This is a genomic window from Pseudomonas palmensis (genome assembly GCF_017848315.1).
Lineage (GTDB): Bacteria > Pseudomonadota > Gammaproteobacteria > Pseudomonadales > Pseudomonadaceae > Aquipseudomonas > Aquipseudomonas palmensis.
In genome coordinates, this window is sequence record NZ_JAFKEC010000040.1 from 23,290 (window position 1) to 49,113 (window position 25,824).

Below are 25,824 nucleotides of genomic sequence, written 5' to 3' on the forward strand. Positions count from 1 at the left end.
CGGGTCGGGATGGCTCAGTAGGCCAAGTGTCGAGCCGCAGCCGGGTCGCCACAATCAGACGCAAACAAGATTCAGCCGCGTACCTTCATACGTTCGTACAAAGCCGTTCAAAGGCGCGCCATGCCCGGTTACACTGGCCGTCACCCTGCCCCGGAAGCTGCCCCATGGCCCTGTCTGTCAGCGACATCATCGCCCTGCCCGAACTGCGCACCCGCGTCATCAGCGGTGCCGGAGGGCTGGGCAAGCCGGTACGCTGGGCCCACGTGTGCGAACTGGCCGACCCCAGCGAATGGCTGGGCGACGCCGACCTGCTGATGACCACCGGCATCGGCATACCCGCCGATGCCGATGCCCAGCGCGCGTACGTGGAAAACCTCGCGGGCGCTGGCCTGGCGGGCATGATGATCGGCGAGAACATGCAGGCCCCGGCCAACCTCGAGGCCTTGATGGAGCGGGCCGACGCCCTGGATTTTGCGGTGATGTTCACCCACTACGGCGTGCCCTTCGCCGCCGTCACGCGGGCCATCGTCGATGCCGGCCAGCAGGAGGAGCAGGCGCGCCGCAATGCCATCACCCGGGTCTACGAAAGTGCCCGCATGAGCATTCAGGGGCTGGGCCTGGGCGCACTGCTCAAGCGCCTGGAAAAGGACGTGCAGGCGCGCCTGACCCTGCTCGACGCCGCGTCGCTCGCGCCCTGGCGCGACGCACTGGGCGGCCTGCCGACAAGCCAGCGCCAATGGCTGGCGGCCCGCCAGCGCGACACCTCGGGCAACCGGCCGGTGGTGCAGCGCCACGCGCTGGAGGCGGGCGAGCTGCTGGTGATGGCGCTGCCGTCCCAGGCCGACTGCCTGCTGGTGGCCGAAGGTGACGGGCTGCTCGACTACGGCCTGTTGCACCATGTGGTGGCGGTGCTGGGCATCGAGCTGGAGCGCCTGCGGGTCGACAACGAGCGCAACCTGCGCCTGGGCTCCGAGCTGCTGGACGACCTGTTGCAGCAGCGTCTGCCGGCGCATCAGGCACAACAGCGCCTGGCCGCCTTCGACATCGGCGCCGAACAGGCCTGCCTGCTGCTCGGCCGCGCCGCCGGGGTGTCACCGGCGGCCTGCGACGAAGCCCTGCAACGCCAGGGTCGTCGCGTGCTGATTCGGGTTCAGGGCGATGACCTGATCGTGCTCGGCGCCGCCGAGTGCATCCCGCAGCTGCAGGCGCAACTGCAGGTGCCGCTGGGGGTGAGCAACCCGCTGGGCCACGCCGGGCGCAGTGTCGAGGCGCTGCGCGAGGCGCGCCTGGCACTGGCCCACACCAGCGCCGCGCAACCGCTGGTGACCTACGCCCAGGCCGGCGCCAGCGTACCGTGGCTGGCGCAGAGCCTGGATGAAGCCGAACGTACCTTCCGCAACGTACTGGGCCCGCTGGCCGACTACGACAGCCAGCAGAACACCCAGCTGCTGCACACCCTGCAGGTGTTTCTGCAACACAACCGCTCGTGGCTGGCGGCGGCCGCGCAGCTGCACGTGCACAAGCAGACGCTGGTGTACCGCATGCGCCGCATCGAAGAGATCACCGGCCGCTCGCTGGACAGTACCGAGGACGTGGCCACGCTGTGGTTCGCCTTGCGCGCGGCGCGCATGGCGGGGCTGGCCTGAGGGCTAGGCGGCAGACGCCCCAGCGTGCTGCCATGGCGCCCCCTTGGCGAAGGCCGCCTCCATCCAGTGCTTGAACGCCAGGGTAGTGGCCGTGGTGAAGCGCGCCGAAGGCCGCATCAGGTAGATGCCCGACGCCGAGTCCAGCTGCCACTGGGGCAGCACGCGCACCAGGCGCCCCTCGGCCAGGTCCTGGTGCATCATCCAGTCGCCACCGGCCAGAATCCCCACGCCGCTGCGCGCTGCCACCAGCAGTGCTTCATTGTCATTGCTGATCAGGCTGCCCTGCACCCGCACCGTCTGCTGCCCGCCCTGCCCGTTCAGGCGCCAGTCGGGGAACGAACGCAAGCCGCTGAAGCCCAGGCAATTGTGCCCGGCCAGGTCGGATGGCCGTTGCGGTGCGCCGTGACGATGCAGGTAGGCCGGCGAAGCGCACAGGATGCGCGTGTGCTCGCACAGCTTGCGCGCCACCAGCCGGTTGTCGGCCAGCTCGCCGACGCGCACGGCCAAGTCGAAGCCTTCGCCCACGATATCGACGAAGCGGTCGGCATAGTCGACGTCGACGGTCACCTCGGGGTAGGCCAGGGAAAACCCGGCCACCAGCGGGCTCAGCCAGCGCCGGCCCATCGCCCCCGGCAGCGCCACGCGTAGACGCCCGCGCACCTGCGCCGCACCGTTGCAGGCCTCGAGTTCGGCCGTGCTGATCAGGCTGGCGGCATGCTGCAGGCGCTCCACCAGCCGCGTGCCCTCGTCGGTGAAGCGCAGTTGCCGGGTGGTTCGCTCCACCAGGCGGATACCCAGGCGCTGCTCCAGAGCCGCCAGGCGCTTGGACAGCACCGAGGCATGGCGTTGCAGCACCCGGCCGGCGGCAGCGAACGAGCCATGCTCGTGCAGCGCCAGCAAGGTGGCAAATTCATCGGCCTGACGGCTGTCGAAAGGGTCCATCGGTGAGGTCGGCCTCGTGCGCGTCGGTCAGGGGATCAGCACGACCGCCCCCTGGGACCGGCCTTGCTCGATGGCAGCATGGGCGCTGGCCACGTCGGCCAGGGGGTAGCGTTGCCATATGTGCGGCTGGATGATACCCGCCGCCAGTGCATCCAGCACATCCTGTGCGCGCTGCTGGTACTCCTGGGGGCTGGCGGTATGTGCCGCCAGTGACGGCCGGGTGAGGAACAGCGAGCCCTTGGCGTTCAGCGTGCCCACCTCGACCGCTGGGGGCGCGCCGCTGGTGGCGCCGAACGACACCAGCGTGCCGCGCGGGCGCAGGCTGTCCAGCGACGCCTCCCAGCTCACCCGGCCGACCGAGTCGTAGACCACATCGACCTTGTGGCCCTGGGTCAGCTCGCTCACCTGGGCCGCCAACGTGGCTGCGTCGAACACCAGCACCGCATTGCAGCCGGCCGCCTTGGCGCGCTCGACGCTTTGCGCCCTGGACACCACACCAATCACATGGGCGCCCAGGTGCCTGGCCCACGGCACCATGATCTGCCCTACCGCCCCCGCCGCACCGTAGATCAGCACACGCGTGCCGGGGCCTACCGGGTAGCTCGCCTTGAGCAGGTACTGGGCGGTGATGCCCTTGAACAGCACGGCAGCCGCGTCTTCGAACGACACGGCAGCGGGCAGCCTGACCAGGCGCTCGGCCGGGTACAGGCGTGCACTGGCATAGCCACCCAGCGGCCCGGTGGCATAGGCCACACGGTCGCCCACGGCCACCTCGGTCACGCCCGCCCCCAGCGCCCGCACGGTGCCGGCACCTTCCAGGCCCAGCGCGGACGGCAAGGCAATCGGCACAGTGCCCTTGCGCTGGTTGATGTCCAGCGGGTTGACGCCGATCGCGGCCTGTTCAAGCCACACCTGGCCCGGGCCTGGCGCTTGCACGGCGCCGGCCTGAAGCTGCATCACCTCGGGGGCGCCTACCGCCTGGAGCGTGATTGAAGTCACCATGATGTTGCCTCTTGCAGTGGTTGAAGGTCTGCAAAGGCTAATTAGCGCACCCGTAAACGACAATACAGCGCCATTGCCGAACATATGTGCACCTGATGCAGCAATGCCAGGTGCCCTTCGCCCCCTACAGCGCCCGCACCAGCGCCGCTGCCACAATGCCTGCGGCAATCGCCGGCAGCGGCTTTTTCACCAGCAGCATCACCACCGCCGTGCTCAGCAGCGCCAGGCGTGCGCCGTTGTCGCCGTTCACCGCCAACGGCGTCAGCACCGCCACCAGCACCGAGCCGGACATCGCGCTGATGAACTGCTGCACGCGGTAGTTGATGGGCACGAACGACATCACGAACACACCCCCCCAACGGGTGGCCAGGGTCACCAGGCCCATGATCACCACCAGCAGCAGCGTGCCGGCGCCTGCAGTTTCAACGTTCATGCTTGTTCTCCATCCACACCACACCCAGAATGCCGCCCGCCAGCGCGCCCACCACCACGTGGCTGTTCTCCGGCAGGTACCAGTAGGCCAGCAGCGATGAACCGGCCGCCACGATCCAGATCATCAGCATGCGCAGGCTCTTGTGCCCGCCCAGCACCATCGCCAGCAGAAAGCAGCCCATCACCATGTCCAGGCCCAGGCTGACCGGGTCGTGGATCGCATTGCCGAAATGCAGCCCCAGCCAACTGCCCAGGCACCACGCCGACCACAGCGCGATGCCGCCGCCCAGCACCAGGCCCAGGCCCGGCTTGCCGGCGTTCAATGCCTGCATGGCCATCGCCCAGTTGGCGTCGGACACCACCAGCATCACGCCGTAGCGCCGGGCAGTGGGCAGCTCGCGCAGCCACGGGTACAGCGTGGCGCCCATCAGCAGGTGACGGGCATTGATGGCGAACACGGTGATAATCAGCGGCACCAGCGGTACCTGCTCGCCCCACAGTTCCAGCGCGGCGAACTGCGAAGCGCCGGCGAACACCAGTGCGCTCATCAGCAGGGTCGCCGCGTCCCCCAGCCCGGTCTGGGCTGCAGCGAGGCCGAAGGCCACACCGAACACCACGACGAACAGGGAAATCGGCAAGAGTTGCTTGAAGCCAGCCCAGACGTCGCTCCACGCAAGCCTGGATAGATGCTTCTCTACGGTTGACAAGGCACAGCCTCCTTCGTGTGGCGATCTTGTCATGCACCGGCCCGAAGGGGCGCATGCCGAACCGCTCGTTTTATAGTGACGCACGCGCGCGCTGGCGTGCGGGCGCTACTATGCCCGCACACGCGCGCGTCACAAAGCCTGTTGTGCAGTTGTCGGCGAATTTACTCTCGCGTCGGTGCCTGGGGTCGCAAGGCGGCCTCGATGGCGGCGATGTCTATCTTGTCCATCTGCATCATCGCGTCGAAGGCACGCTTGGCCGCAGCCGGGTCGGGGTGGCTGATCGCGGCAGTCAGCGCGCGCGGGGTGATCTGCCACGACAGCCCCCACTTGTCCTTGCACCAGCCGCACACGCTGGCCTGGCCGCCGTTGCCGATGATCGCCTGCCACAGGCGGTCGGTCTCGGCCTGGTCGTCGGTGGCCACCTGGAACGAGAACGCCTCGCTGTGATGGAAGGCCGAGCCGCCATTGAGGCCCAGGCACGGGATGCCCATGACCGTGAATTCCACGGTCAGCACATCGCCCTGCTTGCCGGCAGGGAAGTCGCCGGGGGCACGGTGCACGGCGCCCACCGCGCTGTCGGGAAAGATGCTGGCGTAAAAGGTGGCAGCCTCCAGCGCCGCGCCGTCGTACCAGAGGCAGATCGTGTTCTTGCTGTTCATCGTGGTTCTCCACAGAAAAGCGACAGACCTCTGCAGTCTAGTCGCCCGCGGCGCAACCCTTGAGCCAGTCGATCAGTACCTGCACCCGCCGGGGCAACGGGTCGCGCGGCGGGTGAACCAGAAAGTAGTCATAGCGCCCCGGCTGGGAAAACCCGCCGAACGGCAGCACCAGCTCGCCCTGGTCGATACGCGCCTGCACCAGGCGCTGGCGGCCGATGGCGATACCGGCGTGGTGGATGGCCGCCGTCACGCACAGGTCCGACCGATCGAAGGTCAGGCCGCGCTGCGGCAAGGCGTCCAGCAGCCCCTGCTGGCCAGCCCACAGTTGCCACTCGGCATCGAACACCGCGTTCTCCCAGGCCAGTGCATCGTGCAGCAAAGTGCACTGGCGCAGATTGGCGGGGTTGTCGAACAGCTGGTGCAGCTCGGCATAGCGCGGGCTGCACACCGGGGCGATGGTCTCGCTCATCAGCGCATGGCTGACCAGGCCGGGAAACTCGCCATTGGCGTACAGCAGCGCCAGGTCGATGTTGTGCGTGCGAAAGTCGACCGCATCGTTGCCCACCCGCACGTCCAGCGCGATATTCGGGTAGCGCTGGTGGAAGTCGGCCAGGCGCGGCACCAGCCAGCATTGCGCTGCGGACGGGCGCGCATACAACGCCACCGCCCCGCGCAGCTCGGCCTCGGGCGATGGCTCCAGGGCATCGCCCAGCTGCTCCATCACCCCCTGCAGTATCGCGAACACCCGCTCGCCCTCGGCTGTCAGGCGTATGCGCCGGGTCAGCCGCTCGAACAGGCGCAGCGCCAGGGCCTGCTCCAGGCGGGCGATACGGTGGCTCACCGCACTGGGGGTCAGGCACAGCTCCTCGGCTGCCTGGGCAAAGCTCAGGTGCCGCGCCGCCACCAGAAAGGTGTGCAGGTTGGCAAATTGCGAGCTGTTCAGGCGTGCGCTCAAACGCGGGGGCAGGTTCAGCATCGGGGCAGGTTCCGCTAGTGTCCGGCCAGCAGTGTACGGCCCTGCGCCAGATACGCCTGCATTTCATCGTCCGGCACCATGCTGCCGCCGGTGCCCCACACCAGGTGCGTGGCATTGGCCAGGCGCTGCGCGCTCAGGCCCAGGCGCTGGCGATAGCCCTGCCGTTCCCCGGTCACCCGCAGGAACCCCGGCAGCCCGGCCAGCGCCGAGGGTTCCAGGCGATGGCCCTCGATGGCTTCGAGTTGCGCCAGTTGCCGATACAGCTGCTCGTCGGGAACGGTGTAATAGCCGTCGATCAGGCGCTGCATGGAGCGCCCGACAAACCCGGACGGGCGCCCCACCGCCAGGCCGTCGGCGGCGGTGCGGTTGTCGATGCCGAAGTCGTACACGCTGACCTGCTCGTGCAGCCCGGTGTACACCCCCAGCAGCATGCAGGGCGAATGGGTCGGCTCGGCGAACACGCAGTGCACCGCGTCGGCGAAGATCTGCTTCAGACCGAATGCCACCCCGCCAGGGCCACCACCAACGCCGCATGGCAGGTAGACGAACAGCGGGTGCTCGGCATCCACCCTGATGCCCGCCGCTTCAAGCTGGCGTTGCAGGCGACGCGCCGCCACCGCGTAGCCGAGGAACAGGTTGATGGAGTTCTCGTCATCGACGAAATGGCAGCGCGGGTCGGCCTCGGCCTGCTGGCGCCCCTGCTCCACCGCCACGCTGTAGTCGGACGCATACTCGATCACCTCCACCCCGCAACTGCGCAGGCGGTCCTTCTTCCACTGCCGGGCGTCGGCCGACATGTGCACGCTGGCCTTGAAGCCCAGGCGCGCACTCATGATGCCGATGGACAGGCCCAGGTTGCCGGTGGAGCCGACCGCCACGCTGTACTGGCCGAAAAATGCCCGCGCGCGGTCGCTGTCGAGGCTCGCGTAGTCATCCCCAGGCTGCAGGATGCCCGCCGCCAATGCGAGGTCTTCGGCGTGCTTGAGCACCTCGTAGATACCGCCACGCGCCTTGATCGAGCCGGAGATCGGCAGCAGGTTGTCGGCCTTGAGCCACAGCGCGCCCTGCACGGGTACCTGCGCTTCGGCGCACAGCGCGGCCTGCACCTGCGCCAACGGCAGCAGGGGCGACTCGATGATGCCCTTGCTCACCGCCGTCTGCGGGAAGGCCGAGGCAATGTAGCTGGCAAAACGCTCCAGCCGCGCGCTGGCGTCGTCCACATCGGCCAGGGTCAGCGGCACGTCGCCCAGCGCCTGCGCTGTCGGGGCCAGGCCCGGGTTGAACCAGGTGGTCGGTTGCAGGCGCACCAGGTCGGCGATCAAGGGGTGGCTGTGCTGCCACTGGTCCAGGGTCTTGTCGTGAATCATGCGGTTCTCCAGAAAAGTGACGGTAGTACGGGCAGGCTCATACCCAGTGCGACAGCAACAGGGTCATGCCCAGGGCCACGACCGAAGCCAGCAGTGTCGCGGCGGTGAATTTTTTGAGCGCCTCGCCCAGCGACACGCCCAGGTATTCCTTGACCACCCAGAACGCCGAGTCGGTGACGGTAGTCCAGCCAATCGCGCCGGCGCCAATGGCAATGATCACGATCTCGCGGTTCTGCCCCGGCATCGCGTCCAGCAGCGGCAGCACCATGCCGGCGGCGCTGACCATTGCCACGGTGGCCGAGCCGACCGCCAGGTGCATCAGCCCGGCGACGAACCAGGCCAGCAGGATCGGGTTCAGGTCCCACTGCGACAGGGTGCTGGCCAGTACCTTGCCGACCCCGCTGTCGATCAGTACGCCATTGAAGGCACCGCCGGCACCGATGATCAACAGGATACTGGCCAGCGGGGTGAAGGAGCCGGCAGTCAGCGCCTGCAACCGCGCCATGCCCAGGCCACGGCGCAGGCCCAGCGCCCAGTAGGCGAAGCACACCGCGATGGCCAGGGCAGTGAGCGGGTTGCCGAGGAACATCATCAGCCGGTACAGCCCGGCCTCGGGTGCCAGGGTCATGCTGGCCAGGGTCTTGCCCACCATCAGCAGCAGCGGCAGCAGAATCACCAGCAGGGTCAGGCCCAGGCCCGGCATCGACTGGCCAGCGGCTGGCGTGGCGGCAGGCTCTGCCGCGGCCTGCGCGTCGGGCGCGGCGTGCCGCGGGCACACCAGCGTGGCCCATACCGGGCCGGCAATCACCGCGGTCGGCAGGCCGACGATCAGCCCGTACAGGATCACCTTGCCCACGTCGCCCCCCAGCAGCTGGGTGATGGCCATTGCCGCCGGGTGCGGCGGCAGCATGCAGTGCACGGTCATCAGCGATACGGCCAGTGGCAGGCCGACGTAGAGGATGTTGAGCCGGGTCTGGCGGGCCACCACGTAGATCAGTGGTATCAGCAACACGAAACCGACTTCGAAAAACACCGGTATGCCCACCACGAAGCCCACCAGCATCATGGCCCACGCCGTGCGCTGTTCACCCAGGGCGTCGAGCAGCGAGCGCGCAATGCGTTCGGCGCCTCCCGACACCTCCAGCAGTTTGCCCAGGATGCTGCCCAGGCCGATCACCGCCGCAAGAAAACCCAGGGTGCCGCCCATGCCCTTCTCGAACGAATCGGCGATGGCCGGCAGCGGCATGCCGGCCCCGGCGCCCACCACAAAACTGGCCAGCATCAGGGCCAGGAACGAGTGCACCCGAAACCTGACCACCAGCACCACGATCAGGCCGATGGCCGCCATCAATATCAGTAACAAACCTGCGTCTTCGTGCATGACTTCGCCTTTATTTGTTTTAGTGAGCGATTGCCGCGCAGGGCGCGGTCGGAGGCGATTAGGCGGCACGCAGGCAGGCCTTTACAAAGGATGGTTTTTCAGCGCACAGGTGATCTGAGGTCATCTGCCAGGGCCCTCGTCGGGCGGACACCTGAACCTTAAACCGCTATGATTCCCGCCATCACTCATGACCCCTTTGGCCGCTGGTAACCACCGCATGATCGAAGTCACCGAAGTTTCCATTGCGCAGCTGCGCGCCGCCCTCGAATCGGGCCAGACCACCTCGGTCGAGCTGGTGAAGGCCTACCTCGCCCGCATCGATGCCTACGACGGCGCAGACACGCCCACCGCGCTCAATGCGGTGGTGGTGCGCAACCCCGAAGCCCTGAGCGAAGCCCAGGCATCCGACGAGCGTCGTGCCCAGGGCAAGCCCCTAGGCCCGCTCGACGGCATCCCCTACACCGCCAAGGACAGTTACCTGGTCAAGGGCATGACTGCCGCCTCCGGCAGCCCGGCCTTCGCCAACCTGGTGGCCTACCGCGACGCCTTCACCATCGAGCGCCTGCGCGGCGCCGGGGCGATCTGCCTGGGCAAGACCAACATGCCGCCCATGGCCAACGGCGGCATGCAGCGCGGCGTGTATGGCCGGGCCGAAAGCCCGTACAACGCCGCCTACCTCACCGCACCCTTCGCCTCGGGCTCGTCCAACGGCGCGGGCACGGCCACGGCGGCCAGCTTCGCCGCGTTCGGCCTGGCAGAGGAAACCTGGTCCAGCGGCCGCGGCCCGGCCTCCAACAATGGCCTGTGCGCCTACACCCCTTCGCGCGGGGTGATCTCGGTGCGCGGCAACTGGCCGCTGACGCCGACCATGGACGTGGTGGTGCCCTTCGCCCGCACCATGGCCGACCTGCTCGAAGTGCTCGACGTGGTGGTGGCCGAAGACCCCGACACCCGTGGCGACCTGTGGCGCCTGCAGCCCTGGGTGCCGATCCCCAGCGTGGCCTCGGTGCGCCCCGCCGCCTACCCGCAACTGGCGGCGGACAGCGCGGCGCTGGCCGGCAAGCGCTTCGGCATCCCGCGCATGTACATCAACAAGGACCCGGATGCCGGCACCTCGGACAGCCCCGGCATCGGCGGCCCGACCGGCCAGCGCATCAACACGCGGCCTTCGGTGATCGCACTGTGGGAGGCGGCGCGCAAGGCACTGGAAGCGGCCGGCGCCGAGGTGCTGGAAGTGGATTTCCCGCTGGTGTCGAACTGCGAGGGCGACCGCCCAGGTGCCCCCACCGTGTTCAATCGGGGCCTGGTGTCCAAGGCATTCCTGCACCATGAACTGTGGGACCTGACGGCCTGGGCCTTCGACGACTTCCTGCAGGCCAACGGCGACCCGCAGCTCAACCGCCTGGTGGACGTGGACGGGCCGAAGATCTTCCCCCACGACCCCGGCACCCTGCCCAACCGCGAGGGCGACCTGGCGGCGGGCATGGACGAGTATGTGCGCATGGCCGAGCGCGGCATCACGCCGTGGGACCAGATCGCTACCCTGCCCGATGGCCTGCGCGGGCTGGAGCAGACGCGGCGCATCGACCTGGAAGACTGGATGGACAGGCTGGGGCTGGATGCGGTGCTGTTCCCGACGGTGGCCGATGTGGCCCCGGCCGATGCCGATGTGAACCCGGCCTCGGCGGATATTGCCTGGAGCAACGGGGTGTGGGTGGCCAACGGCAACCTGGCGATCCGTCACCTTGGGGTGCCGACGGTGACGGTGCCGATGGGGGTGATGGCGGACATCGGCATGCCGGTGGGGCTGACCTTTGCCGGGCGGGCGTATGATGACTCGGCGTTGCTGCGCCTGGCCTCGGCGTTCGAGGCTACGGGTTCAAAGCGCTTGATACCGCCGCGAACCCCGATGCTGGCACGCCGTAAATAGATAGAGGTTGGTGCCTATCGCGGGTCAAGCCCGCTCCCACAGAGAACATCACTGGGACCGAACCCAGCGCACATTTCCTGTGGGAGCGGGCTTGACCCGCGATCGAGCGCGCAGCGCTCGCAAGACCGATCGCCACGAACTATCAGACAAAAAAGGGGGACGCCATCACGGCGCCCCCCTTTTTTTGTCAGCCTGAACCCGTCAGTTCCAGGGACGATCGCCGTTCTCGTCCTTGATGCGGGTAGGCAGGCCCATCACGTCCAGCGCCTTCAGGAACGGCTCGGCCGGCAGTTCCTCGACGTTGGCCATGCGCTGCACGTCCCACTCGCCACGGGCCACCAGCAGGGCCGCCGCCACCGGCGGCACGCCCGCGGTGTAGGAGATGCCCTGGCTGTCGGTCTCGGCATAGGCCTCTTCGTGATCAGCCACGTTGTAGATGAACACTTCGCGTGGCTGGCCGTCCTTGGTGCCCTTGACCAGGTCGCCAATGCAGGTCTTGCCGGTGTAGCCCGGCGCCAGCGAAGACGGATCCGGCAGCACGGCCTTGACCACCTTGAGCGGCACCACTTCCAGGCCCTCGGCGGTCTTCACCGGTTGCTCGGACAGCAGGCCCAGGTTCTTCAGTACGGTGAACACATTGATGTAGTGCTCGCCGAAGCTCATCCAGAAACGCACGTTCGGCACGTCGAGGTTCTTGGACAGCGAGTGCACTTCGTCATGGCCGGTCAGGTACAGGTTCTGCGACCCCACCACCGGCAGGTCGTCGGTACGCTTGACTTCGAACATGGTGTTGCTGGTCCACTGGCTGTTCTGCCAGCTCCACACCTGTCCGGTGAATTCGCGGAAATTGATTTCCGGGTCGAAATTGGTGGCGAAATACTTGCCATGGGAGCCGGCATTGACGTCGAGAATGTCGATCGAATCAATGCGGTCGAAATACTGTTGTTGCGCCAGTGCTGCATAGGCATTGACCACACCCGGGTCGAAGCCCACGCCAAGAATGGCGGTGATTTTCTTCTGCTGGCATTCCTCGAGGTGCTTCCACTCGTAGTTGCCATACCAGGGCGGCGTCTCGCAGATCTTGCCCGGTTCTTCGTGAATGGCAGTGTCCAGGTAGGCCACGCCGGTATCGATGCAGGCACGCAGCACCGACATGTTGAGGAAGGCGGAACCGACGTTGATCACGATCTGCGATTCGGTTTCGCGGATCAGCGCCTTGGTCGCCTCGACATCCAGAGCATTGAGCGAAAAGGCCGTGATGTCGGCGGGTACCTTCAGGCTACCCTTGGCCTTGACGCTGTCGATGATGGCCTGGCATTTGGAGATGTTGCGTGACGCGATGGCAATACGACCGAGTTCGTCGTTGTGCTGCGCGCACTTGTGGGCCACCACCTTGGCGACACCTCCTGCACCAATGATAAGAACGTTTTTCTTCAATTTCTTTATCTCTCCTTTCCGCCAGCTTACGAGAGGCTGGACAGGTAGTCGTCAAAACCAAATTCGCGAACCACCTCGACAGTACCGTCAAGTTGTTTCACTACGATGGATGGCATCTTCAAACCGTTGAACCAGTTTTTCTTGACCATGGTGTAGCCTGCCGCGTCGATGAACGACAGCCGATCGCCGATGGCCAGCGGACGATCGAATTGATACTCGCCGAAGATATCCCCGGCCAGGCAGGATTTGCCGCATACCATGTAGGTGTGCTCACCCTCGCTGGGCGCCAGCTTGGCGTTGAGGCGATAGATCAGCAGGTCGAGCATGTGCGCCTCGATGGAGCTGTCGACCACGGCCAGGTGCTTGCCGTTGTACAGGGTGTCGAGCACGGTCACTTCCAGCGAAGCGCTCTGGGTGATCGCCGCTTCGCCCGGCTCCAGGTACACCTGCACGCCGTACTTCTGCGAGAACGCCTTCAGGCGCGCGCAGAATGCATCCAGTGCATAGTCTTCGCCGGTGAAGTGGATACCGCCGCCCAGGCTCACCCACTCGACCTTGTGCAGCAGCTCGCCGAAGCGCTCTTCGATGGTGTTGAGCATCTGGTCGAACAGGCCGAAATCGCCGTTCTCGCAGTTGTTGTGGAACATGAAGCCGGAGATCTGCGACATGACCGCATCGATCTTGACCGGGTCCCATTCGCCCAGGCGGCTGAACGGGCGCGCCGGGTCGGCCAGCAGGTAGTCCGAGCTGCTCACCTGCGGGTTGACGCGCAGGCCGCGCACCTTGCCTTCGGTAGCCTGGGCATAGCGCTGCAGCTGGCCGATGGAGTTGAAGATGATCTTGTCGCAGTTCTCGATCATCTCGTCGATTTCATCGTCGGCCCAGGCCACGCTGTAGGCGTGGGTCTCGCCTTCGAACTTCTGGCGGCCGAGCTTGAGCTCGTAGAGCGAGGACGAGGTGGTGCCGTCCATGTACTGCTGCATCAGGTCGAACACCGACCAGGTGGCGAAGCACTTGAGCGCCAGCAGGGCCTTGGCCCCGGACTGTTCGCGCACATAGGCGATCTTCTGCATGTTGTGCAGCAGCTTGGTTTTGTCGATGAGGTAGTACGGCGTCTTGATCATTTCGAGGCCCCCGGCAAGGCCGGCCAAAAAAAGGACACGCATTGTGCCTTCACTGCACGGGAATCGAAAGCTCGGAAGTGATTTTTGCCCGACGCGGATTTTTCGGGTGCACCCATCGCAGGTCGAGCCCGCCCCCACACGATCACCCTGGGAGCGGGCCTGGACGTCAGAAGTCCCAGCGAGTGCTGAACATCACGTTGCGCGGGTCACCGTAGTACGAGGAGTTATAGAAGCCGATGTTGGTGTAGTAGTACTTGTCGAACAGGTTGTAGACGTTGACCGACGCCGACAGGTGCTCGGTGAACCGGTAGCGCGCCATCAGGTCGACCAGCCAGTACGGGGTCTGGGTGAAAGTGTCATTGGTGCCCTTGGCGTAGTTGTTGAGGACCTGCCAGCCCTTGCCCTGCCAGCGTGCCCCACCGCCCACGGTGAGCTTGTCGAGGCGCCCGCCAAGTTTGTAGGTGGTGTAGAGGTTGAGCTGATCTTCGGGCTCCCAGGTAGCTACCTTGGCCCCGCCCTGGTCGCGGCTGACCTTGTGCGTGTAGCCGGCCTGCACCTGCCAGCCGGGCGCCAGCTCCCCGGACACCTCTGCCTCGTAGCCCTTGGTTCTGGACTTGATGCCCATGTAGGCGTAGTCGATGTCGGGGTTGGTTGGCCTGGCGTTGTAGAACGTGTCGGCCTGCGGGCGGTTATCTTCGTGCACTTCGAAGTAGGCCAGGCTGGTGTTCAGGCGACCGTCGTAGAACTCACCCTTGATGCCCACCTCGTAGTTCTGGCCCTCGTTGGGCTCGAGCATCCTGTTGCGGCTGTCACGGTAGGCCGTCTGCGGCAGGAAGATATCGGTGTAGCTGGCATACGCAGAGAAGTTGCTGTTGAGGTCGTACACCACCCCGGCATAGGGCACCAGCCGTCCGCTCTCCTGGCTGTCGCTGGTGCCGGTGACCTGAAAGTTTGCCAGGCGGCTGCCCAGCAGCAGCGAAAGGTCATCGGTGACACTGAAGCGCGCAGTCAGGTAGCCGCCACTTTGCCGGGTGGTTTCGTCGTTGCGCTTTGTCACCGAGCCCCAGTCCGGCTCGATGGCCTGGCCGTGCCAGCTCTCCAGATCGTATTCGTTGTCGAAGTAGGTGACGTTGTTGTAGTTGTCGCCCTTCCAGTGCGAACTGGACACCGAGCCACCCACCACCAGTTGGTGTTCGCGCCCGAACAGGCTGAACGGCCCGGTGGCGTAGAGGTCGCCGCTGTCGCTGGTGGTTTCGCCGGTGTACTTGCGCGAATAGATCGACGACACGGTCGGGGTGTCGGGCGACACCGAGCCCAGCGGCGCGTCATAACCATTGATCTGGTGGTTGTACTGACCCTTGATGACCCAGTCATTGGCCAGGCGATGCTCCAGGGTGGCGAACAGCGTGCGCGAGTACTGCTCCCAACTGCTCCACTTGGCGCCATTGTTGAACGAACGCGGCAGGCTGATGGGGTTGCCCTGGGAGTCGTACACCGGACGGCTGCCCGACCAGCCCGAGCCCCTGGGGTCGCTGTCCTGGTAGTCGGCGCCCAGGGTCAGCAGGGTGTCTTCGTCCAGGTCCACTTCCAGGATGCCGTAGTACACGCTGGTCTTGCGCTCGTAATGGTCCATGAACGAGTGCTTGTCCTGATAGGCGGCCACCGCCCGGCCCCGCACGTTGCCACTGTCGGTCAGCGGGCCGCTGAGGTCGATCTCCGAGCGGTAGTTGTCCCAGGAGCCGGCGCCCAGGTCCACATGCCCCCTGAAGTCGGCCGTCGGCTTCTTGCGGATCAGGTTGATCGTGCCACCGGGGCCGCCCGCGCCGGTGAGCAGGCCGGTGGCGCCCTTGAGCACCTCGACCCGGTCATAGATCGCCATGTCGGTAAGGGTCTGCCCGGCCGAGTACTGCGCGTCACGCAGGGTCGGGATGCCGTCGTACTGGAAGTTGACGATGGAGAAGCCGCGCGAATAGTAGTTGGTACGTTCACTGTCGTAGGTCGACACGGTGATGCCGGGGGTGTGGCGCATCACATCGTCGATGGCGTTCAGGCCGAAATCGTCCATGGCCTGGCGCGTGACCACCGAGATCGACTGCGGGGTTTCCCGCGGGGTCAGCACCATGCGCGTGGCGGTGGCGATGGTGCCCGGCGTGTAGGAGCCGGTGCCTTCGGTGATGGTGCCCAGCTGGTTGGCGCTGACTTCGGTGGCCTGTAGCTCCAGCTGCGCACTGCCGGTGGCCAGCCTTGGCATTACCCGGTAGCCCTCGCCTTCGGGCATCGCCTGCAGGCCCTGGGGCGCGAGCAGTCGCTCCAGGCCCTCGGCGATGGCGTAGCTGCCGTCCAGGCCGCTGCTGTGGATGCCTTGGGTCAGGGCCGAGTCGACCGCGATCATCACCCCGGCCTGCTGGCCGAATGCGCCGAGCACGCGATCGAGGTTGCCGGCGTCGATATGGAAGGCGTGGGTGGCGTGGGCATCGGCGCCGGCCAGTACGCCCTGGCTGGCGCACACGAGGGAAAGCCCGAGGATGGCCGTGCGCAAGGCACCGGCAAGCGGAGTGAGGCGGCTGTGCATAAACAATTCCATGGGTTGAGGGTGTTGGCGATGCGCTGTTTTTCAGCGTCCTCCCTGGTCTTGATGCATGAGATGGAAAAAACTGCCGCCGCTGTTAAAAATAATCGTTCTCAGGCCACGACCACGTTTGCCCAGTAGCCGAACACACGCTGTACCCGTATCGGCAACACACTGGCCAGCAGGTCGAGGCTGGCATCGGGCCGATCGAGGGAGAACGAACCCGACACCTGCAAGGCCGCCACCGCCGGATCGCAGCGCAGTACGCCGCGCCGGTAGCGGTCGAGCTGGGCCAACACCCGGCCCAGTGGCATGCGCTCGGCAATCAGCAGGCCGTCAACCCAGGCCTGGGCGCCCGCGTCGAGAGGTTCGACACTGCCGACCTGCTGCCCGAACGCCACCTGCTGGCCGGCGCTCAAGGTCATGCGGGTGCTGCCGGCCCAGGCGATCGAGGCACTGCCTGCCAGCACCTGCACCTGGGTACCCGACACCCCGGGCAGGCCCTGGCTGACCACCAGCCGCGAGGCGGGCTCGGGGCGTACCCAGCCATTGGCGGTGCGCACCGCCAGCGAAGCACCTTGCCCCAGGGTGAGCATGACCCGCCCCAGGTTGAGCGCCAGCACGTCTGCGTGCGCATCCACGCCGGTGCGGGTATCCAGGGTCAGCTCCACCTCGCCAGACAACGCCACGTGATGACGCTCGCCGGTGGTGGTGCGGTAGTCACTGAACAGTTCCGGCAGCAGCACCCGCTCACGCACGCTCAGGCCAGCCGCCAGTACCACCCCCAGCCCGGCGAAGCCCTTGAGCACATTGCGCCGCGACGCAGTGCCACGTGCCTGCAGCAATCCGCGCGCGCCGGCGGCCGGTAACGTCCTGGTGCCCTGGCGCAGGTCATGGGTGAGCCCGGCAAGACGCTGCCAGGCCAGTTCATGCTGGGGGTTTTCATTGCGCCAGTGCTGGCAGGCCTGCTGCTCGGCCAGGCTGCTGACACCCGACTGCAGGGTGACCATCCACAGCATGGCCTGCTCTACCACGCCGGGGTCCAGCGGCTGGTTGTCGATCCGGGCGAAGCGGCTCATGCGCCGTAGACCGCCGCATAGCAGTGGCGGTAGGCCTTGAGCATGGCCTTTTGCACCACGTTCACCGTCAGGCCCTGGTGTTCGGCGATCTGCGCGTAGGTCAGGCCGTCAAGCTGTGACAGCAGGAAGATCTCGCGCACCTTGCTGCCCAGCCCATCGAGCACCTGGCCCACCGCGTCCAGCGCCTCGAGCACCAGCAGGCGAGTTTCCGGGGACGGCACCAGCGCCGGTTCAAGATGGGCCAGCGACTCCATGTAGGCCTTCTCCAGCGCATGGCGCCGAAAGTACTGGATGCACAGGCGGCTGGCCACGGTGGTGAGGTAGGCGCGCGGCTCGCGGTACACCGGCGGTGCCTCGCTGCGCAGGATGCGCACGAAGGTGTCCTGCGCCAGGTCCAGCGCCTGCTCCCGGTTGCCCAGCTTGCGGCGCAGCATCTGCGTCAACCAGCTGTGGTGTTGAACGTAGAGTTCGCCCACCGCATGGTGGGTGCTGGAAAGTGGATGCATCGGCAGGGTTCCGGGACGCAGGCTGACGGGAGTCGTGCATGGTAATACTTCTCATTAGCTTGCGGTGAATTTTTATGATTGCCGCCGAAACAACCTGCTTCACCGACACTGGCAGGCCGGCGCTCAGGTGCAGTACTGTGCGAGGCAGCCAAAGGGAGGGCTGCATATGGATCAAGCGACACTCACCACCTTGTTGACCAAGCTCCGCAATTGCGACCTCGAGGGCGCGGCCGCCGACCTGCAGGCCCAGGCAGTGGCACTGGCGGCCCGAGGGGAAGAGGCACTGTCCGACTTCCTCGCCCGCTATGCCTTCCGCTCGTTGCAGGGCAAGCACAGCCCGGACAAGACATCGCCGGCGCTGGCCCAGGCACTGCACGACAGCGAACAGCACCTGCAGCAGCTTCACGACGAGCGCAAGGCGCTGCTCGACGACATCCACACCTACTTTCTGGAGTTCGAGAAGATTGCCGTCAACCTGACCCCGGCACTGATCGAACCGGCGACCTTCAGTGAGCAGAACCGCGACAACCTGCCGTTCATCGAGGACTACCTGAGCGGCCGTCGCGAGGTGGTGGACGATCTCAACCTGCAGAGCGTGCTGAAAAAGCAGATCAAGTTCTACCTCAACCTCAACCTGCACGATGAACGCCCCACGTTGCAGGTCAGCTATCGCAAGACCCACATCCAGCCGGGCAAATCCTGGCGGTTCGTGGAGCTGAGCCAGCAGGCCGGGCAACGCAGCGAACAGTTGAACCGGCTGGTGCAACTGGATACCGAGTGCGATGCGGTGCAGCGCCAGGTATCACGCCTGAAATGGGAGCTGCGCTGCAACGAGGACACCGGCAACCAGCAGGTGGCCGACTTCCAGAAAAAACTGGGGTTGTTCATGGCCAGTGTGGCTGCACAGGCCTGAGGCCGACCGGGTGGCGGCACCGGCCCGGCGCCCCCGCCCGGCCATTCGCGGATCAGCCCAGGCGGCCCCAGACCTGCACCAGCCCCACCAGGTGCACCACCCCGAACCCCAGACACACCAGCGAGCTCACCACGATGAAGCGCTGGCTGCGCCCGGTATTGGCCAGCACGAAGGGCCCGGCGATACCGCGCAGCAGGTACACCAGCGTGATCGCGCACAACGCCGGCAGCAGCAACGGCAGCGGCGCGATCACGCCCGCCCCCGACAATGCAAAGGCCGCCCAGCTCAGCAGCACCAGCGCAATCGCTGCCGTGACCACCGCCGGAAAGGTCCGGCCCGCCTCCGCCGCCCGGATGAAGCGCTCACCCGCCCCGAACAGGCGATACCAGGACGGCCCCGCGATGATCGTACCCACGTGCAGCACGGCCGCCAGCGCGCTGAGCGCCGCGGCAATCACCAGCGCCAGATTGTATTCACCTGCCATAACGGTTCTTCCTTGTAGGAGCCGGCGTTGCCGGCGAAGCGGGCAACGCGTTACTTGGCCGAACCCTGCATGTACGTCGCAAAGTTGTTGATATGGTCGTCCAGGTTGTCTTCGAGCATCATCCGGTACTGGTCGCAGAAGTACGTGAGCATAGCCTCGCGTGCCTGCGCCATTTCTTCCCCCGACTTGAAGTTGCGCGCACTCACCCAGGCATTGAACCGGGTGGTGCCGAACATCATCGAGGCACTCACCTTGCCCAGGTCCTGGACCTGCCCGAGCTGCTCGTTGGACAGTTCTATATGGGCGTCGGCGCGGTCGTAGAACGAGTCGTCAGCATTTTGCGGCATTGCGTGTCCCTTTCTCATCACGTCTGGTTATTGCAGCCCCCTCCTGCCGTCCGGCCAACCGTCGGCGAGTGGATATCTGCGCGAAGCTGATTATGCTTCAAACGAGCGGGCAGCGCTGCGAGGTGTCTGTGCGCATTGCGTAGTCCGATGACATCAGCCCCAGGGCTTGGGTGAAGTGGCAGTGGGTGTTCCGGCCTACAACAACAATCCGGAGAAAACTCATGGCGACAATCGACAGCACTTCCACAGGCAGTGCGCCCAGGCGCGGGATCACCAAAGAGGAACGCAAGGTCATCTTTGCCTCGTCCCTGGGCACCGTGTTCGAGTGGTACGACTTCTATCTGTATGGCTCCCTGGCGGCGATCATCGCCAAGCACTTCTTTGCCGGGGTCAACGAAACCACTGCCTTCATCTTCGCCCTGCTCGCCTTCGCCGCCGGGTTTGCGGTAAGGCCGTTCGGCGCCATCGTGTTCGGCCGCCTGGGCGACATGATCGGACGCAAGCACACCTTCCTCATCACCATCGTGATCATGGGCGTGTCCACCGCGGTGGTGGGCCTGTTGCCCAGCTACTCGAGCATCGGCGTGGCGGCCCCGGTGATCCTGATCACCCTGCGCCTGCTGCAAGGCCTGGCGCTGGGCGGTGAATACGGCGGCGCCGCCACCTACGTGGCCGAGCACGCACCGCCCGGCAAGCGCGGCTTCTTCACCTCGTGGATCCAGACCACCGCCACGCTGGGGCTGTTTCTGTCGCTGCTGGTGATCCTGGCGTGCCGTACCGTGCTGGGCACCGAGGCGTTCGAGGCGTGGGGCTGGCGCATACCATTCCTGCTGTCGATCCTGCTGCTGATCGTGTCGGTGTACATCCGCCTGCAACTGAGCGAGTCGCCGGTATTCAACCGGATGAAGGTCGAAGGCAAGGCATCCAGGGCGCCGCTGACCGAGTCGTTCGCCCGCTGGGACAACCTCAAGGTGGTGATCATGTCGCTGCTCGGCGGTACCGCCGGCCAGGCGGTGGTGTGGTACACCGGGCAGTTCTATGCGCTGTTCTTTCTGTTGCAGACGCTCAAGATCGACCCGCAGACCGCCAACCTGCTGATTGCCGGTTCGCTGCTGATCGGCACGCCGTTCTTCGTCATCTTCGGCAGCCTGTCCGACCGCATCGGGCGCAAGGGCATCATCATGGCCGGCTGCATCCTGGCGGCGCTGACCTACTTCCCGATCTTTCATGCGCTGACCCAGTACGGCAACCCCGACGTGTTCAGTGCCCAGGCACGCAACCCGGTGACGGTGGTCGCCGACCCGGCGCAGTGTTCGTTCCAGTTCGACCCGGTGGGCAAGGCGCGCTTCACCAGTTCGTGCGACGTGGCCAAGAGCGTGCTGGCCAAGCGCGCGATCCCCTACGTGAACGAAAAGGCCGAGCCCGGCAGCGTGGCGCAGGTGCGCATCGGCAGCACGGTGGTGCCCAGCTTCGACGGCAGCCGCCTGCCGGCCGCCGACTTCAAGACGCAGAACGATGCTTTCGCCGCCACCCTGGGCGCGGCCCTGAAGGACGCCGGCTACCCGGAAAAGGCCGACCCGAACAAGACCAACTACCCCATGGTGCTGTTGCTGCTGACCATCCTGGTGATCTACGTGACCATGGTCTACGGGCCGATCGCCGCGTGGCTGGTGGAGCTGTTCCCGGCGCGTATCCGCTACACCTCGATGTCGCTGCCCTACCATATCGGCAACGGCTGGTTCGGCGGCTTCCTGCCCACGGTGGCGTTCGCCATGGTCGCGGCCACGGGGGATATCTACTACGGGCTGTGGTACCCGATCGTGATCGCGGTGATGACCGCCATCCTGGGTACCTTCTTCCTGCCCGAGACCAAGGACCGCGACATCAACCACAGCTGAAACCGCCCGCCCTCCCGGGTGCCGGGAGGGCGCGGTGCAGCCTACTGCGAGAGGTGCCGGATCATCGCCACCGTCAGGTACAGGCGCGGCGCGATGCTGGACAGTTCGATGTATTCATCGTCGGCGTGCAACCCGGCCCCGACCACGCCCATGGTTTCGAGCACCGCCGGCGTGGCGCTGCCGGGCACATAGGCATAGCCGGCGTCGGTGCCAAAACGCATGGCGATGGGCTCCAGGCTGCGATCGATCTGGCCATACAACTGCTGGGCAGTGCTGGCCAGGGCGGCGGAGCCTTCATTTCTGGCCAGCGGCGGGCGCCCCTTGCGCAGGGTCAGCGTGACCTGCGTGTCGGCGATGAGCCGGGCCTGGCTGATACGTTGCGCGTCGGCCAGCACGCGGTCGCTTTCGGACAGGTCGGCATAGCGCATGTCGGCTTCGGCGGTGGCCAGCGCCGGGATGATGTTGGCTTTCTCGCCGGCCTTGGCCAGGGTCCAGTTGACCGTGGTGCCTTTGGCCGGGTCGCCCAGGTCCTTGAGCTGCACCACCTGGTGCGCCAGCTCGGTCAAGGCGTTGCGCCCGTCTTCAGGGGCGGAGCCGGCGTGTGCCGAGCGACCGCGCACTTCCAGCAGCAGCTGGTTGATGCCGTTGGTGGCCACCGTCACCGCGTCCTTGTTCGGGGGCTCGTAGGAGAAGACGTAGTCATGCTTGCGCGCAAGCTCGGCAATGATCTGCCGGGAGCCGAGCGAGCCCATTTCTTCATCGGGGTTGAACAGCACGGTCAGGGTGGCGTAGTCGTTGAAGCGCACATCCTGCAGCAGCTTGATCGCATGCAGGATCATCGCCACCCCGCCCTTCGCGTCGGCCACCCCGGGGCCATAGGCACGCTCGCCCTCGATGCGAAACGGGCGCCTGGCGGCGGTGCCGGGGCCGAACACGGTGTCGTAATGCACCATCAGCATGAAGCGCTTGCTGCCGCTGCCCTTGAAGGTGCCGACGATGTTGTTGCCCACCGAGGGCGTGGCGGCGCTGGTCTGCACCGTGGCGCCCAGGGCCTCCAGGCGCTTGACCAGCAGTGCACCGACGTCGGTGAGGCCTTGCTGGGTGCCGGTACCGGTGTCCACCGATACCAGGGTTTTGAGGGTATCCAGGTAGCTCGACTGCTCGGCCTTGGCTTTTTCCAGCAGGTCCTGGGCGGGGGAAGCGATGGCGCCGGTACAGGCGAAGGACAGGCAGAGCGCCAGGGCGCTGGCGTAGGGAGGGCGAAACAACGGCATAGGGCGGGGCCTCGGTGCAGGGTGGCAAAAGGGTGTGTTGCATGACGGGCAAGGGATCAGCTTAGACTGTCGGCCCTGTATTGCGAGCAACCGGGTTGGACCTTCCATGACACACCAGTACCAGGGCAGCTGCCTGTGCGGCGCCATCCGTTATCAGCTCAGCGCGCCCCTCAAGGCGGTTTCGCACTGCCATTGCAGCCAGTGCCGCAAGGGCCACGGGGCGGCGTTCGCCAGCTACGCCAGCGTCAGGCGCGACGACCTGCAACTGCTGCAGGGAGGCGAGCGGCTCAAGTCGTACGCATCGTCCGAGTCGGTGGCGCGCCAGTTCTGTGGCGACTGCGGTTCATCGCTGTTCTGGTCGCGCTCACAGGGGGACCATGCCGACTGGATCTCGATTGCGCTGGGCACCCTGGACTCACCCCTGACGTTCGACAGGCAGCGCCATGTGGAGGTGGCTTCGAAGGCGCCGTGGTACGTAATCGAGGACCATTGGCCACAGGGTCGATAGGGTCTTTTGCACTGCCCGCGACAGGCTGGCCCAGGTTTGCGACAGCCGGCTGAAACGCTTCGCGCAAGCACTGCGAAAAACCGATTCAAACGCTTACAATCGCCGCTTTCCGTGCACTTCATGCAGGCCCGCTCGCCATGGCGCTAGACCCACCCACGATGCTCACCATCACGATCGCCCTCGCCGCGGCCGCCGCGCTGTACCTGGCGATCGAGTGGCGCAGCGTGCGTGAACCCTCGCTGCTGTTCTGGAGCGCCGGGTTCGCCACCATCACCGTGGGCTGTACCCTCGCGCTGCTGCGCAGCAGCGGCCTGCTGCTGATCGGTATCTGGTTCGCCAATGGCCTGCTGGTGACGGCGCACTGGCTGTTCCTGCTGGGTGTCGGGCGTTTCACGCAAACCCAGCTGTCGCGGGGCTGGTACCTGGTCTTCGTGGTATGGCTCGCGCTGCTGGTGGTACCCGAGGAGCCGCAATGGTCCAAGCTGATGCTGCTGGTCAACTCGCTGCTGGTGGCGCTGCTGGCGCTCAAGGCCAGTGCACTGCTGCGCCCGCATGGCAAGTCGCTGAGCGTGGGGGCGGTGCAACTGCGCTACGTGCTGCTGATGCACGGCCTGTTCTACGTGGCCAAGGCGATCACGGCGGTGGTGCCCGGCACGCTGATCGACCTGGCGGCGTTCCGCGGCCAGATCATCCAGATCTCGCTGGTGGAAGGCGCCATGGCAATCATGCTGATTGCGCTGTCAATGACCGGCACCGAGCGCTACCGGCGAGAAAAACGCATCGCCCGCCTGGCCGCCCGTGACCCGCTGACGGCCCTGTACAACCGCCGCGCCCTGGAAGTCCGTGCGCCGCGCCTGCTCGAAGACGTGTCGGCCACGCGGCCCGGAGCGTTGCTGCTGATCGATATCGACAACTTCAAGCTGGTCAACGACCTGTTCGGGCATAGCGCCGGTGACCGCCTGCTGGTCGACCTGAGCGAGATGATCCGCGCGGTGCTGCCCACCGGCGCCCTGGCGGCGCGACTGGGTGGCGATGAGTTCGTGATTCTGCTCAACAACGCCCCCACCGAACGTATCCTGGCGCTGGGCGGCGCCTTGCGCGAGCAGTTCCGGCAGGCCGCCGCGCAGCTGTTCCCCACGCCTGCGCCGGTGACCCTGAGCATCGGCGCCAACCTGTTCGATCAGCCGCCGGGCAGCCTCACGGCCCTGATCGAACAAAGCGACAGCGCGCTCTACGCCTCCAAGCGCGGTGGACGTGACAGTATTCGCGTGGTGGACCGCACCGCAGCCGCTGGCGACCCCCTGCACACGCCTTGAGGCAGTACCAATGGACAAGGTGAACAGCAGCATGATCGCCACAACAGCACTCGAGCCCTCGCACTGGGCGCTGTACCGCGACCTGCGCCTGCAGTCACTGCAGGACTCGCCGGATGCGTTCGGCAGCACCTACGGCTCGGAGGCCACGCGCACCGATGAAGACTGGTCGGCGCGCTTGCAGGCGGCGGCAAGCTCCGGCCAGGGCCGTGCGTTTGTTGCGCTGGAGGGCGAAGCGCCCTGTGGGCTGGTGTGGTGCAAGCTGGCCGGTGCAGGGCCCGGCGTTGCCGAGATATTCCAGATGTGGGTCGACCCGACCCGCCGCGGGCGCGGCGCCGGACGGGCACTGCTGCAGGCAGCGCTGGACTGGGCCCGCCGCCACGACATGCAGCGGGTACGGCTGGGGGTCACGATTCAGGACAGCCCTGCCATGCACCTGTACACCGCGCTGGGCTTCAAGCCGATTGGGCCACCCGAACCGCTGCGCGCGGGCAGCGCGCTGATGTCCCAGGGCATGGAGCTGGTACTGGATACCGTGCAGGCCCGCAACGACTGACACCGCGCGCCCCTGGCAGAACAGGACCCCGAAACCTAATCGGCAGCAAACAGCTGCTGTTGCCGCGCATACGCCACCAGGCGCTCCTCCAGCTGGTCGGGGTCGAGGTAGAAGCGAGTGTCCAGTGCATCCAGCGCGGCCTCGCAGGCCAGGTCGGGCTCATCGGCATAGGTGGGCATGCGCAACTGACGCTCGCCCTGCTCGGCAGGCACTGCCTGGGCGCCGAACAACAGGCCCTTGGCCTCCTCCAGCAGCGCGAGGGTCTGCAACGCGCCGAGTTCGCGTAGCCCCGCGCACGCGCTGGCGTAGTGATCGCCCGAGGAGTTGCCGAAGTACTGGTCGAAACCGCCGTTGTACACCTCGCCCTGCAGCACGTTGACCGCGTAATAGTGCTGCTCGGCCAGTGCCAGCCCGGCAAAGCCCTGGGGCGTGCGGAACACCCGGTCGACCAGCGCAGACCAGTACAGCGCCTGCGGGCTGGCCAGATACTGCTTGCGCTCCTGGGCGTAGCGCTTGCCGTTCTCGATGTTCTCCCGGTAGCCGCCCTTGCAGGGCATGCACAACCCGCCGGTGCGCGCTGCGGTGCTTGCCAGGATCACGTTGCCGCAGGCGCGGCAGGGTTGGTTGTCGCTCATGCGCACCCCATGGTCATTGCGTGGTGAGGGCGCGCCCCTTGCGCGTCGCGCCCAACGTGGCGCACATGCTACAGCGTGCCGGCCTGCGCGATCCAATCGCCTTGGCGCATGGGTTTGGTTTACCCTCGGTGCCGACACC

The 25,824-nt window shown here is 66.2% G+C and carries 24 protein-coding genes; 7 read left to right on the forward strand and 17 right to left on the reverse strand.

Features of this window, described 5'->3' with window-relative positions; all coding sequences use genetic code 11:
* The first annotated feature begins 164 nt into the window (after positions 1–164).
* Positions 165–1,646 carry a PucR family transcriptional regulator gene (locus tag JZZ72_RS19080; RefSeq protein ID WP_210014903.1) on the forward strand — a complete coding sequence of 494 codons (1,482 nt, stop codon included), beginning with the start codon at positions 165–167 and terminating at the stop codon, positions 1,644–1,646.
* Positions 1,647–1,649: 3 nt separating this feature from the next.
* Here JZZ72_RS19080 and JZZ72_RS19085 read toward each other — a convergent pair whose 3' ends face one another.
* The 8 genes from JZZ72_RS19085 to JZZ72_RS19120 all read right to left on the reverse strand — a co-directional run bounded on the left by JZZ72_RS19085 (position 1,650) and on the right by JZZ72_RS19120 (position 9,112).
* Entirely contained in the window at positions 1,650–2,588 is a 939-nt protein-coding gene (locus JZZ72_RS19085) for a LysR family transcriptional regulator (protein ID WP_210014904.1), read from the reverse strand.
* Positions 2,589–2,615: 27 nt separating this feature from the next.
* Positions 2,616–3,590 (reverse strand): quinone oxidoreductase family protein, encoded by a 975-nt coding sequence (locus tag JZZ72_RS19090; protein ID WP_054914602.1) that lies wholly within the window; start codon positions 3,588–3,590, stop codon positions 2,616–2,618.
* Positions 3,591–3,714: 124 nt separating this feature from the next.
* Positions 3,715–4,023, reverse strand: a complete 309-nt coding sequence (locus JZZ72_RS19095; RefSeq protein WP_043861362.1) for an AzlD domain-containing protein — start codon at positions 4,021–4,023, stop codon at positions 3,715–3,717.
* The gene (locus tag JZZ72_RS19100) at positions 4,013–4,729 is read right to left on the reverse strand and encodes an AzlC family ABC transporter permease (RefSeq protein WP_043861363.1); all 717 of its coding nucleotides are present in this window, start codon (positions 4,727–4,729) and stop codon (positions 4,013–4,015) included. The genes JZZ72_RS19095 and JZZ72_RS19100 overlap by 11 nt, the downstream gene beginning before the upstream one ends.
* A gap of 161 nt (positions 4,730–4,890) precedes the next feature.
* Positions 4,891–5,388, reverse strand: a complete 498-nt coding sequence (locus JZZ72_RS19105; protein ID WP_054914604.1) for a VOC family protein — start codon at positions 5,386–5,388, stop codon at positions 4,891–4,893.
* Between the two features lie 37 nt (positions 5,389–5,425).
* A complete protein-coding gene (gene dsdC / locus JZZ72_RS19110; protein WP_054914605.1) occupies positions 5,426–6,364 on the reverse strand; it encodes a DNA-binding transcriptional regulator DsdC in 939 nt (312 codons plus the stop codon).
* Between the two features lie 14 nt (positions 6,365–6,378).
* Complete coding sequence (locus JZZ72_RS19115; protein WP_116054272.1) at positions 6,379–7,731, reverse strand: D-serine ammonia-lyase; 1,353 nt, start codon at positions 7,729–7,731, stop codon at positions 6,379–6,381.
* A 37-nt stretch (positions 7,732–7,768) separates the two neighbouring features.
* The gene (locus JZZ72_RS19120) at positions 7,769–9,112 is read right to left on the reverse strand and encodes a GntT/GntP/DsdX family permease (RefSeq protein WP_210014905.1); all 1,344 of its coding nucleotides are present in this window, start codon (positions 9,110–9,112) and stop codon (positions 7,769–7,771) included.
* A gap of 217 nt (positions 9,113–9,329) precedes the next feature.
* Between JZZ72_RS19120 and JZZ72_RS19125 the strand changes: the two genes are divergently transcribed.
* Complete coding sequence (locus tag JZZ72_RS19125) at positions 9,330–11,042, forward strand: amidase (protein ID WP_210014906.1); 1,713 nt, start codon at positions 9,330–9,332, stop codon at positions 11,040–11,042.
* Between the two features lie 201 nt (positions 11,043–11,243).
* Here the strand turns inward: JZZ72_RS19125 and JZZ72_RS19130 are convergent, their stop codons facing one another.
* The 5 genes from JZZ72_RS19130 to JZZ72_RS19150 form a co-directional block, all read right to left on the reverse strand.
* Positions 11,244–12,479: a saccharopine dehydrogenase family protein gene (locus tag JZZ72_RS19130; RefSeq protein ID WP_100632813.1), complete on the reverse strand. Its 1,236-nt coding sequence runs from the start codon at positions 12,477–12,479 to the stop codon at positions 11,244–11,246.
* Positions 12,480–12,505: 26 nt separating this feature from the next.
* Positions 12,506–13,603 (reverse strand): carboxynorspermidine decarboxylase, encoded by a 1,098-nt coding sequence (nspC, locus tag JZZ72_RS19135; protein ID WP_043861418.1) that lies wholly within the window; start codon positions 13,601–13,603, stop codon positions 12,506–12,508.
* A gap of 166 nt (positions 13,604–13,769) precedes the next feature.
* Entirely contained in the window at positions 13,770–16,175 is a 2,406-nt protein-coding gene (locus JZZ72_RS19140) for a TonB-dependent siderophore receptor (RefSeq protein ID WP_210014907.1), read from the reverse strand.
* 110 nt (positions 16,176–16,285) lie between these two features.
* Positions 16,286–17,251, reverse strand: a complete 966-nt coding sequence (locus tag JZZ72_RS19145; protein WP_210014908.1) for a DUF4880 domain-containing protein — start codon at positions 17,249–17,251, stop codon at positions 16,286–16,288.
* Positions 17,248–17,757: a sigma-70 family RNA polymerase sigma factor gene (locus tag JZZ72_RS19150; protein WP_043861372.1), complete on the reverse strand. Its 510-nt coding sequence runs from the start codon at positions 17,755–17,757 to the stop codon at positions 17,248–17,250. The genes JZZ72_RS19145 and JZZ72_RS19150 overlap by 4 nt, the downstream gene beginning before the upstream one ends.
* 166 nt (positions 17,758–17,923) lie before the next feature.
* Between JZZ72_RS19150 and JZZ72_RS19155 the strand changes: the two genes are divergently transcribed.
* Complete coding sequence (locus JZZ72_RS19155) at positions 17,924–18,670, forward strand: hypothetical protein (protein ID WP_078480335.1); 747 nt, start codon at positions 17,924–17,926, stop codon at positions 18,668–18,670.
* A gap of 52 nt (positions 18,671–18,722) precedes the next feature.
* On the opposite strand, the gene JZZ72_RS19160 is transcribed toward JZZ72_RS19155, so the two are convergent.
* A complete protein-coding gene (locus tag JZZ72_RS19160) occupies positions 18,723–19,154 on the reverse strand; it encodes a hypothetical protein (protein ID WP_043861374.1) in 432 nt (143 codons plus the stop codon).
* Positions 19,155–19,204: 50 nt separating this feature from the next.
* A complete protein-coding gene (locus JZZ72_RS19165; RefSeq protein WP_043861375.1) occupies positions 19,205–19,501 on the reverse strand; it encodes a DUF3144 domain-containing protein in 297 nt (98 codons plus the stop codon).
* A 221-nt stretch (positions 19,502–19,722) separates the two neighbouring features.
* Between JZZ72_RS19165 and JZZ72_RS19170 the strand changes: the two genes are divergently transcribed.
* Positions 19,723–21,399: an MFS transporter gene (locus JZZ72_RS19170; protein ID WP_210014909.1), complete on the forward strand. Its 1,677-nt coding sequence runs from the start codon at positions 19,723–19,725 to the stop codon at positions 21,397–21,399.
* 41 nt (positions 21,400–21,440) lie between these two features.
* On the opposite strand, the gene JZZ72_RS19175 is transcribed toward JZZ72_RS19170, so the two are convergent.
* The gene (locus JZZ72_RS19175) at positions 21,441–22,673 is read right to left on the reverse strand and encodes a M20/M25/M40 family metallo-hydrolase (RefSeq protein WP_210014910.1); all 1,233 of its coding nucleotides are present in this window, start codon (positions 22,671–22,673) and stop codon (positions 21,441–21,443) included.
* Positions 22,674–22,779: 106 nt separating this feature from the next.
* On the opposite strand from JZZ72_RS19175, the gene JZZ72_RS19180 reads away from it, so the two are divergent.
* The 3 genes from JZZ72_RS19180 to JZZ72_RS19190 all read left to right on the forward strand — a co-directional run bounded on the left by JZZ72_RS19180 (position 22,780) and on the right by JZZ72_RS19190 (position 25,050).
* The gene (locus tag JZZ72_RS19180; RefSeq protein ID WP_043861378.1) at positions 22,780–23,181 is read left to right on the forward strand and encodes a GFA family protein; all 402 of its coding nucleotides are present in this window, start codon (positions 22,780–22,782) and stop codon (positions 23,179–23,181) included.
* Positions 23,182–23,318: 137 nt separating this feature from the next.
* Positions 23,319–24,497 carry a GGDEF domain-containing protein gene (locus JZZ72_RS19185; RefSeq protein ID WP_177346322.1) on the forward strand — a complete coding sequence of 393 codons (1,179 nt, stop codon included), beginning with the start codon at positions 23,319–23,321 and terminating at the stop codon, positions 24,495–24,497.
* A 31-nt stretch (positions 24,498–24,528) separates the two neighbouring features.
* On the forward strand, positions 24,529–25,050 hold the full coding sequence (locus tag JZZ72_RS19190) for a GNAT family N-acetyltransferase (RefSeq protein WP_210014911.1): 522 nt from the start codon (positions 24,529–24,531) through the stop codon (positions 25,048–25,050).
* Between the two features lie 35 nt (positions 25,051–25,085).
* Here the strand turns inward: JZZ72_RS19190 and JZZ72_RS19195 are convergent, their stop codons facing one another.
* Entirely contained in the window at positions 25,086–25,685 is a 600-nt protein-coding gene (locus JZZ72_RS19195) for a DMP19 family protein (RefSeq protein WP_123752557.1), read from the reverse strand.
* Positions 25,686–25,824: the final 139 nt, after the last annotated feature.

Bases quoted from the DNA above. Each gene is read 5' to 3' on its own strand.
- JZZ72_RS19080 (WP_210014903.1), top strand. From the start codon at position 165: ATGGCCCTGTCTGTCAGCGACATCATCGCCCTGCCCGAACTGCGCACC.
- JZZ72_RS19085 (WP_210014904.1), bottom strand. From the start codon at position 2,588: ATGGACCCTTTCGACAGCCGTCAGGCCGATGAATTTGCCACCTTGCTG.
- JZZ72_RS19090 (WP_054914602.1), bottom strand. From the start codon at position 3,590: ATGGTGACTTCAATCACGCTCCAGGCGGTAGGCGCCCCCGAGGTGATG.
- JZZ72_RS19095 (WP_043861362.1), bottom strand. From the start codon at position 4,023: ATGAACGTTGAAACTGCAGGCGCCGGCACGCTGCTGCTGGTGGTGATC.
- JZZ72_RS19105 (WP_054914604.1), bottom strand. From the start codon at position 5,388: ATGAACAGCAAGAACACGATCTGCCTCTGGTACGACGGCGCGGCGCTG.
- dsdC (WP_054914605.1), bottom strand. From the start codon at position 6,364: ATGCTGAACCTGCCCCCGCGTTTGAGCGCACGCCTGAACAGCTCGCAA.
- JZZ72_RS19115 (WP_116054272.1), bottom strand. From the start codon at position 7,731: ATGATTCACGACAAGACCCTGGACCAGTGGCAGCACAGCCACCCCTTG.
- JZZ72_RS19120 (WP_210014905.1), bottom strand. From the start codon at position 9,112: ATGCACGAAGACGCAGGTTTGTTACTGATATTGATGGCGGCCATCGGC.
- JZZ72_RS19125 (WP_210014906.1), top strand. From the start codon at position 9,330: ATGATCGAAGTCACCGAAGTTTCCATTGCGCAGCTGCGCGCCGCCCTC.
- nspC (WP_043861418.1), bottom strand. From the start codon at position 13,603: ATGATCAAGACGCCGTACTACCTCATCGACAAAACCAAGCTGCTGCAC.
- JZZ72_RS19140 (WP_210014907.1), bottom strand. From the start codon at position 16,175: ATGCACAGCCGCCTCACTCCGCTTGCCGGTGCCTTGCGCACGGCCATC.
- JZZ72_RS19145 (WP_210014908.1), bottom strand. From the start codon at position 17,251: ATGAGCCGCTTCGCCCGGATCGACAACCAGCCGCTGGACCCCGGCGTG.
- JZZ72_RS19150 (WP_043861372.1), bottom strand. From the start codon at position 17,757: ATGCATCCACTTTCCAGCACCCACCATGCGGTGGGCGAACTCTACGTT.
- JZZ72_RS19155 (WP_078480335.1), top strand. From the start codon at position 17,924: ATGGATCAAGCGACACTCACCACCTTGTTGACCAAGCTCCGCAATTGC.
- JZZ72_RS19160 (WP_043861374.1), bottom strand. From the start codon at position 19,154: ATGGCAGGTGAATACAATCTGGCGCTGGTGATTGCCGCGGCGCTCAGC.
- JZZ72_RS19165 (WP_043861375.1), bottom strand. From the start codon at position 19,501: ATGCCGCAAAATGCTGACGACTCGTTCTACGACCGCGCCGACGCCCAT.
- JZZ72_RS19170 (WP_210014909.1), top strand. From the start codon at position 19,723: ATGGCGACAATCGACAGCACTTCCACAGGCAGTGCGCCCAGGCGCGGG.
- JZZ72_RS19175 (WP_210014910.1), bottom strand. From the start codon at position 22,673: ATGCCGTTGTTTCGCCCTCCCTACGCCAGCGCCCTGGCGCTCTGCCTG.
- JZZ72_RS19180 (WP_043861378.1), top strand. From the start codon at position 22,780: ATGACACACCAGTACCAGGGCAGCTGCCTGTGCGGCGCCATCCGTTAT.
- JZZ72_RS19185 (WP_177346322.1), top strand. From the start codon at position 23,319: ATGGCGCTAGACCCACCCACGATGCTCACCATCACGATCGCCCTCGCC.
- JZZ72_RS19190 (WP_210014911.1), top strand. From the start codon at position 24,529: ATGATCGCCACAACAGCACTCGAGCCCTCGCACTGGGCGCTGTACCGC.
- JZZ72_RS19195 (WP_123752557.1), bottom strand. From the start codon at position 25,685: ATGAGCGACAACCAACCCTGCCGCGCCTGCGGCAACGTGATCCTGGCA.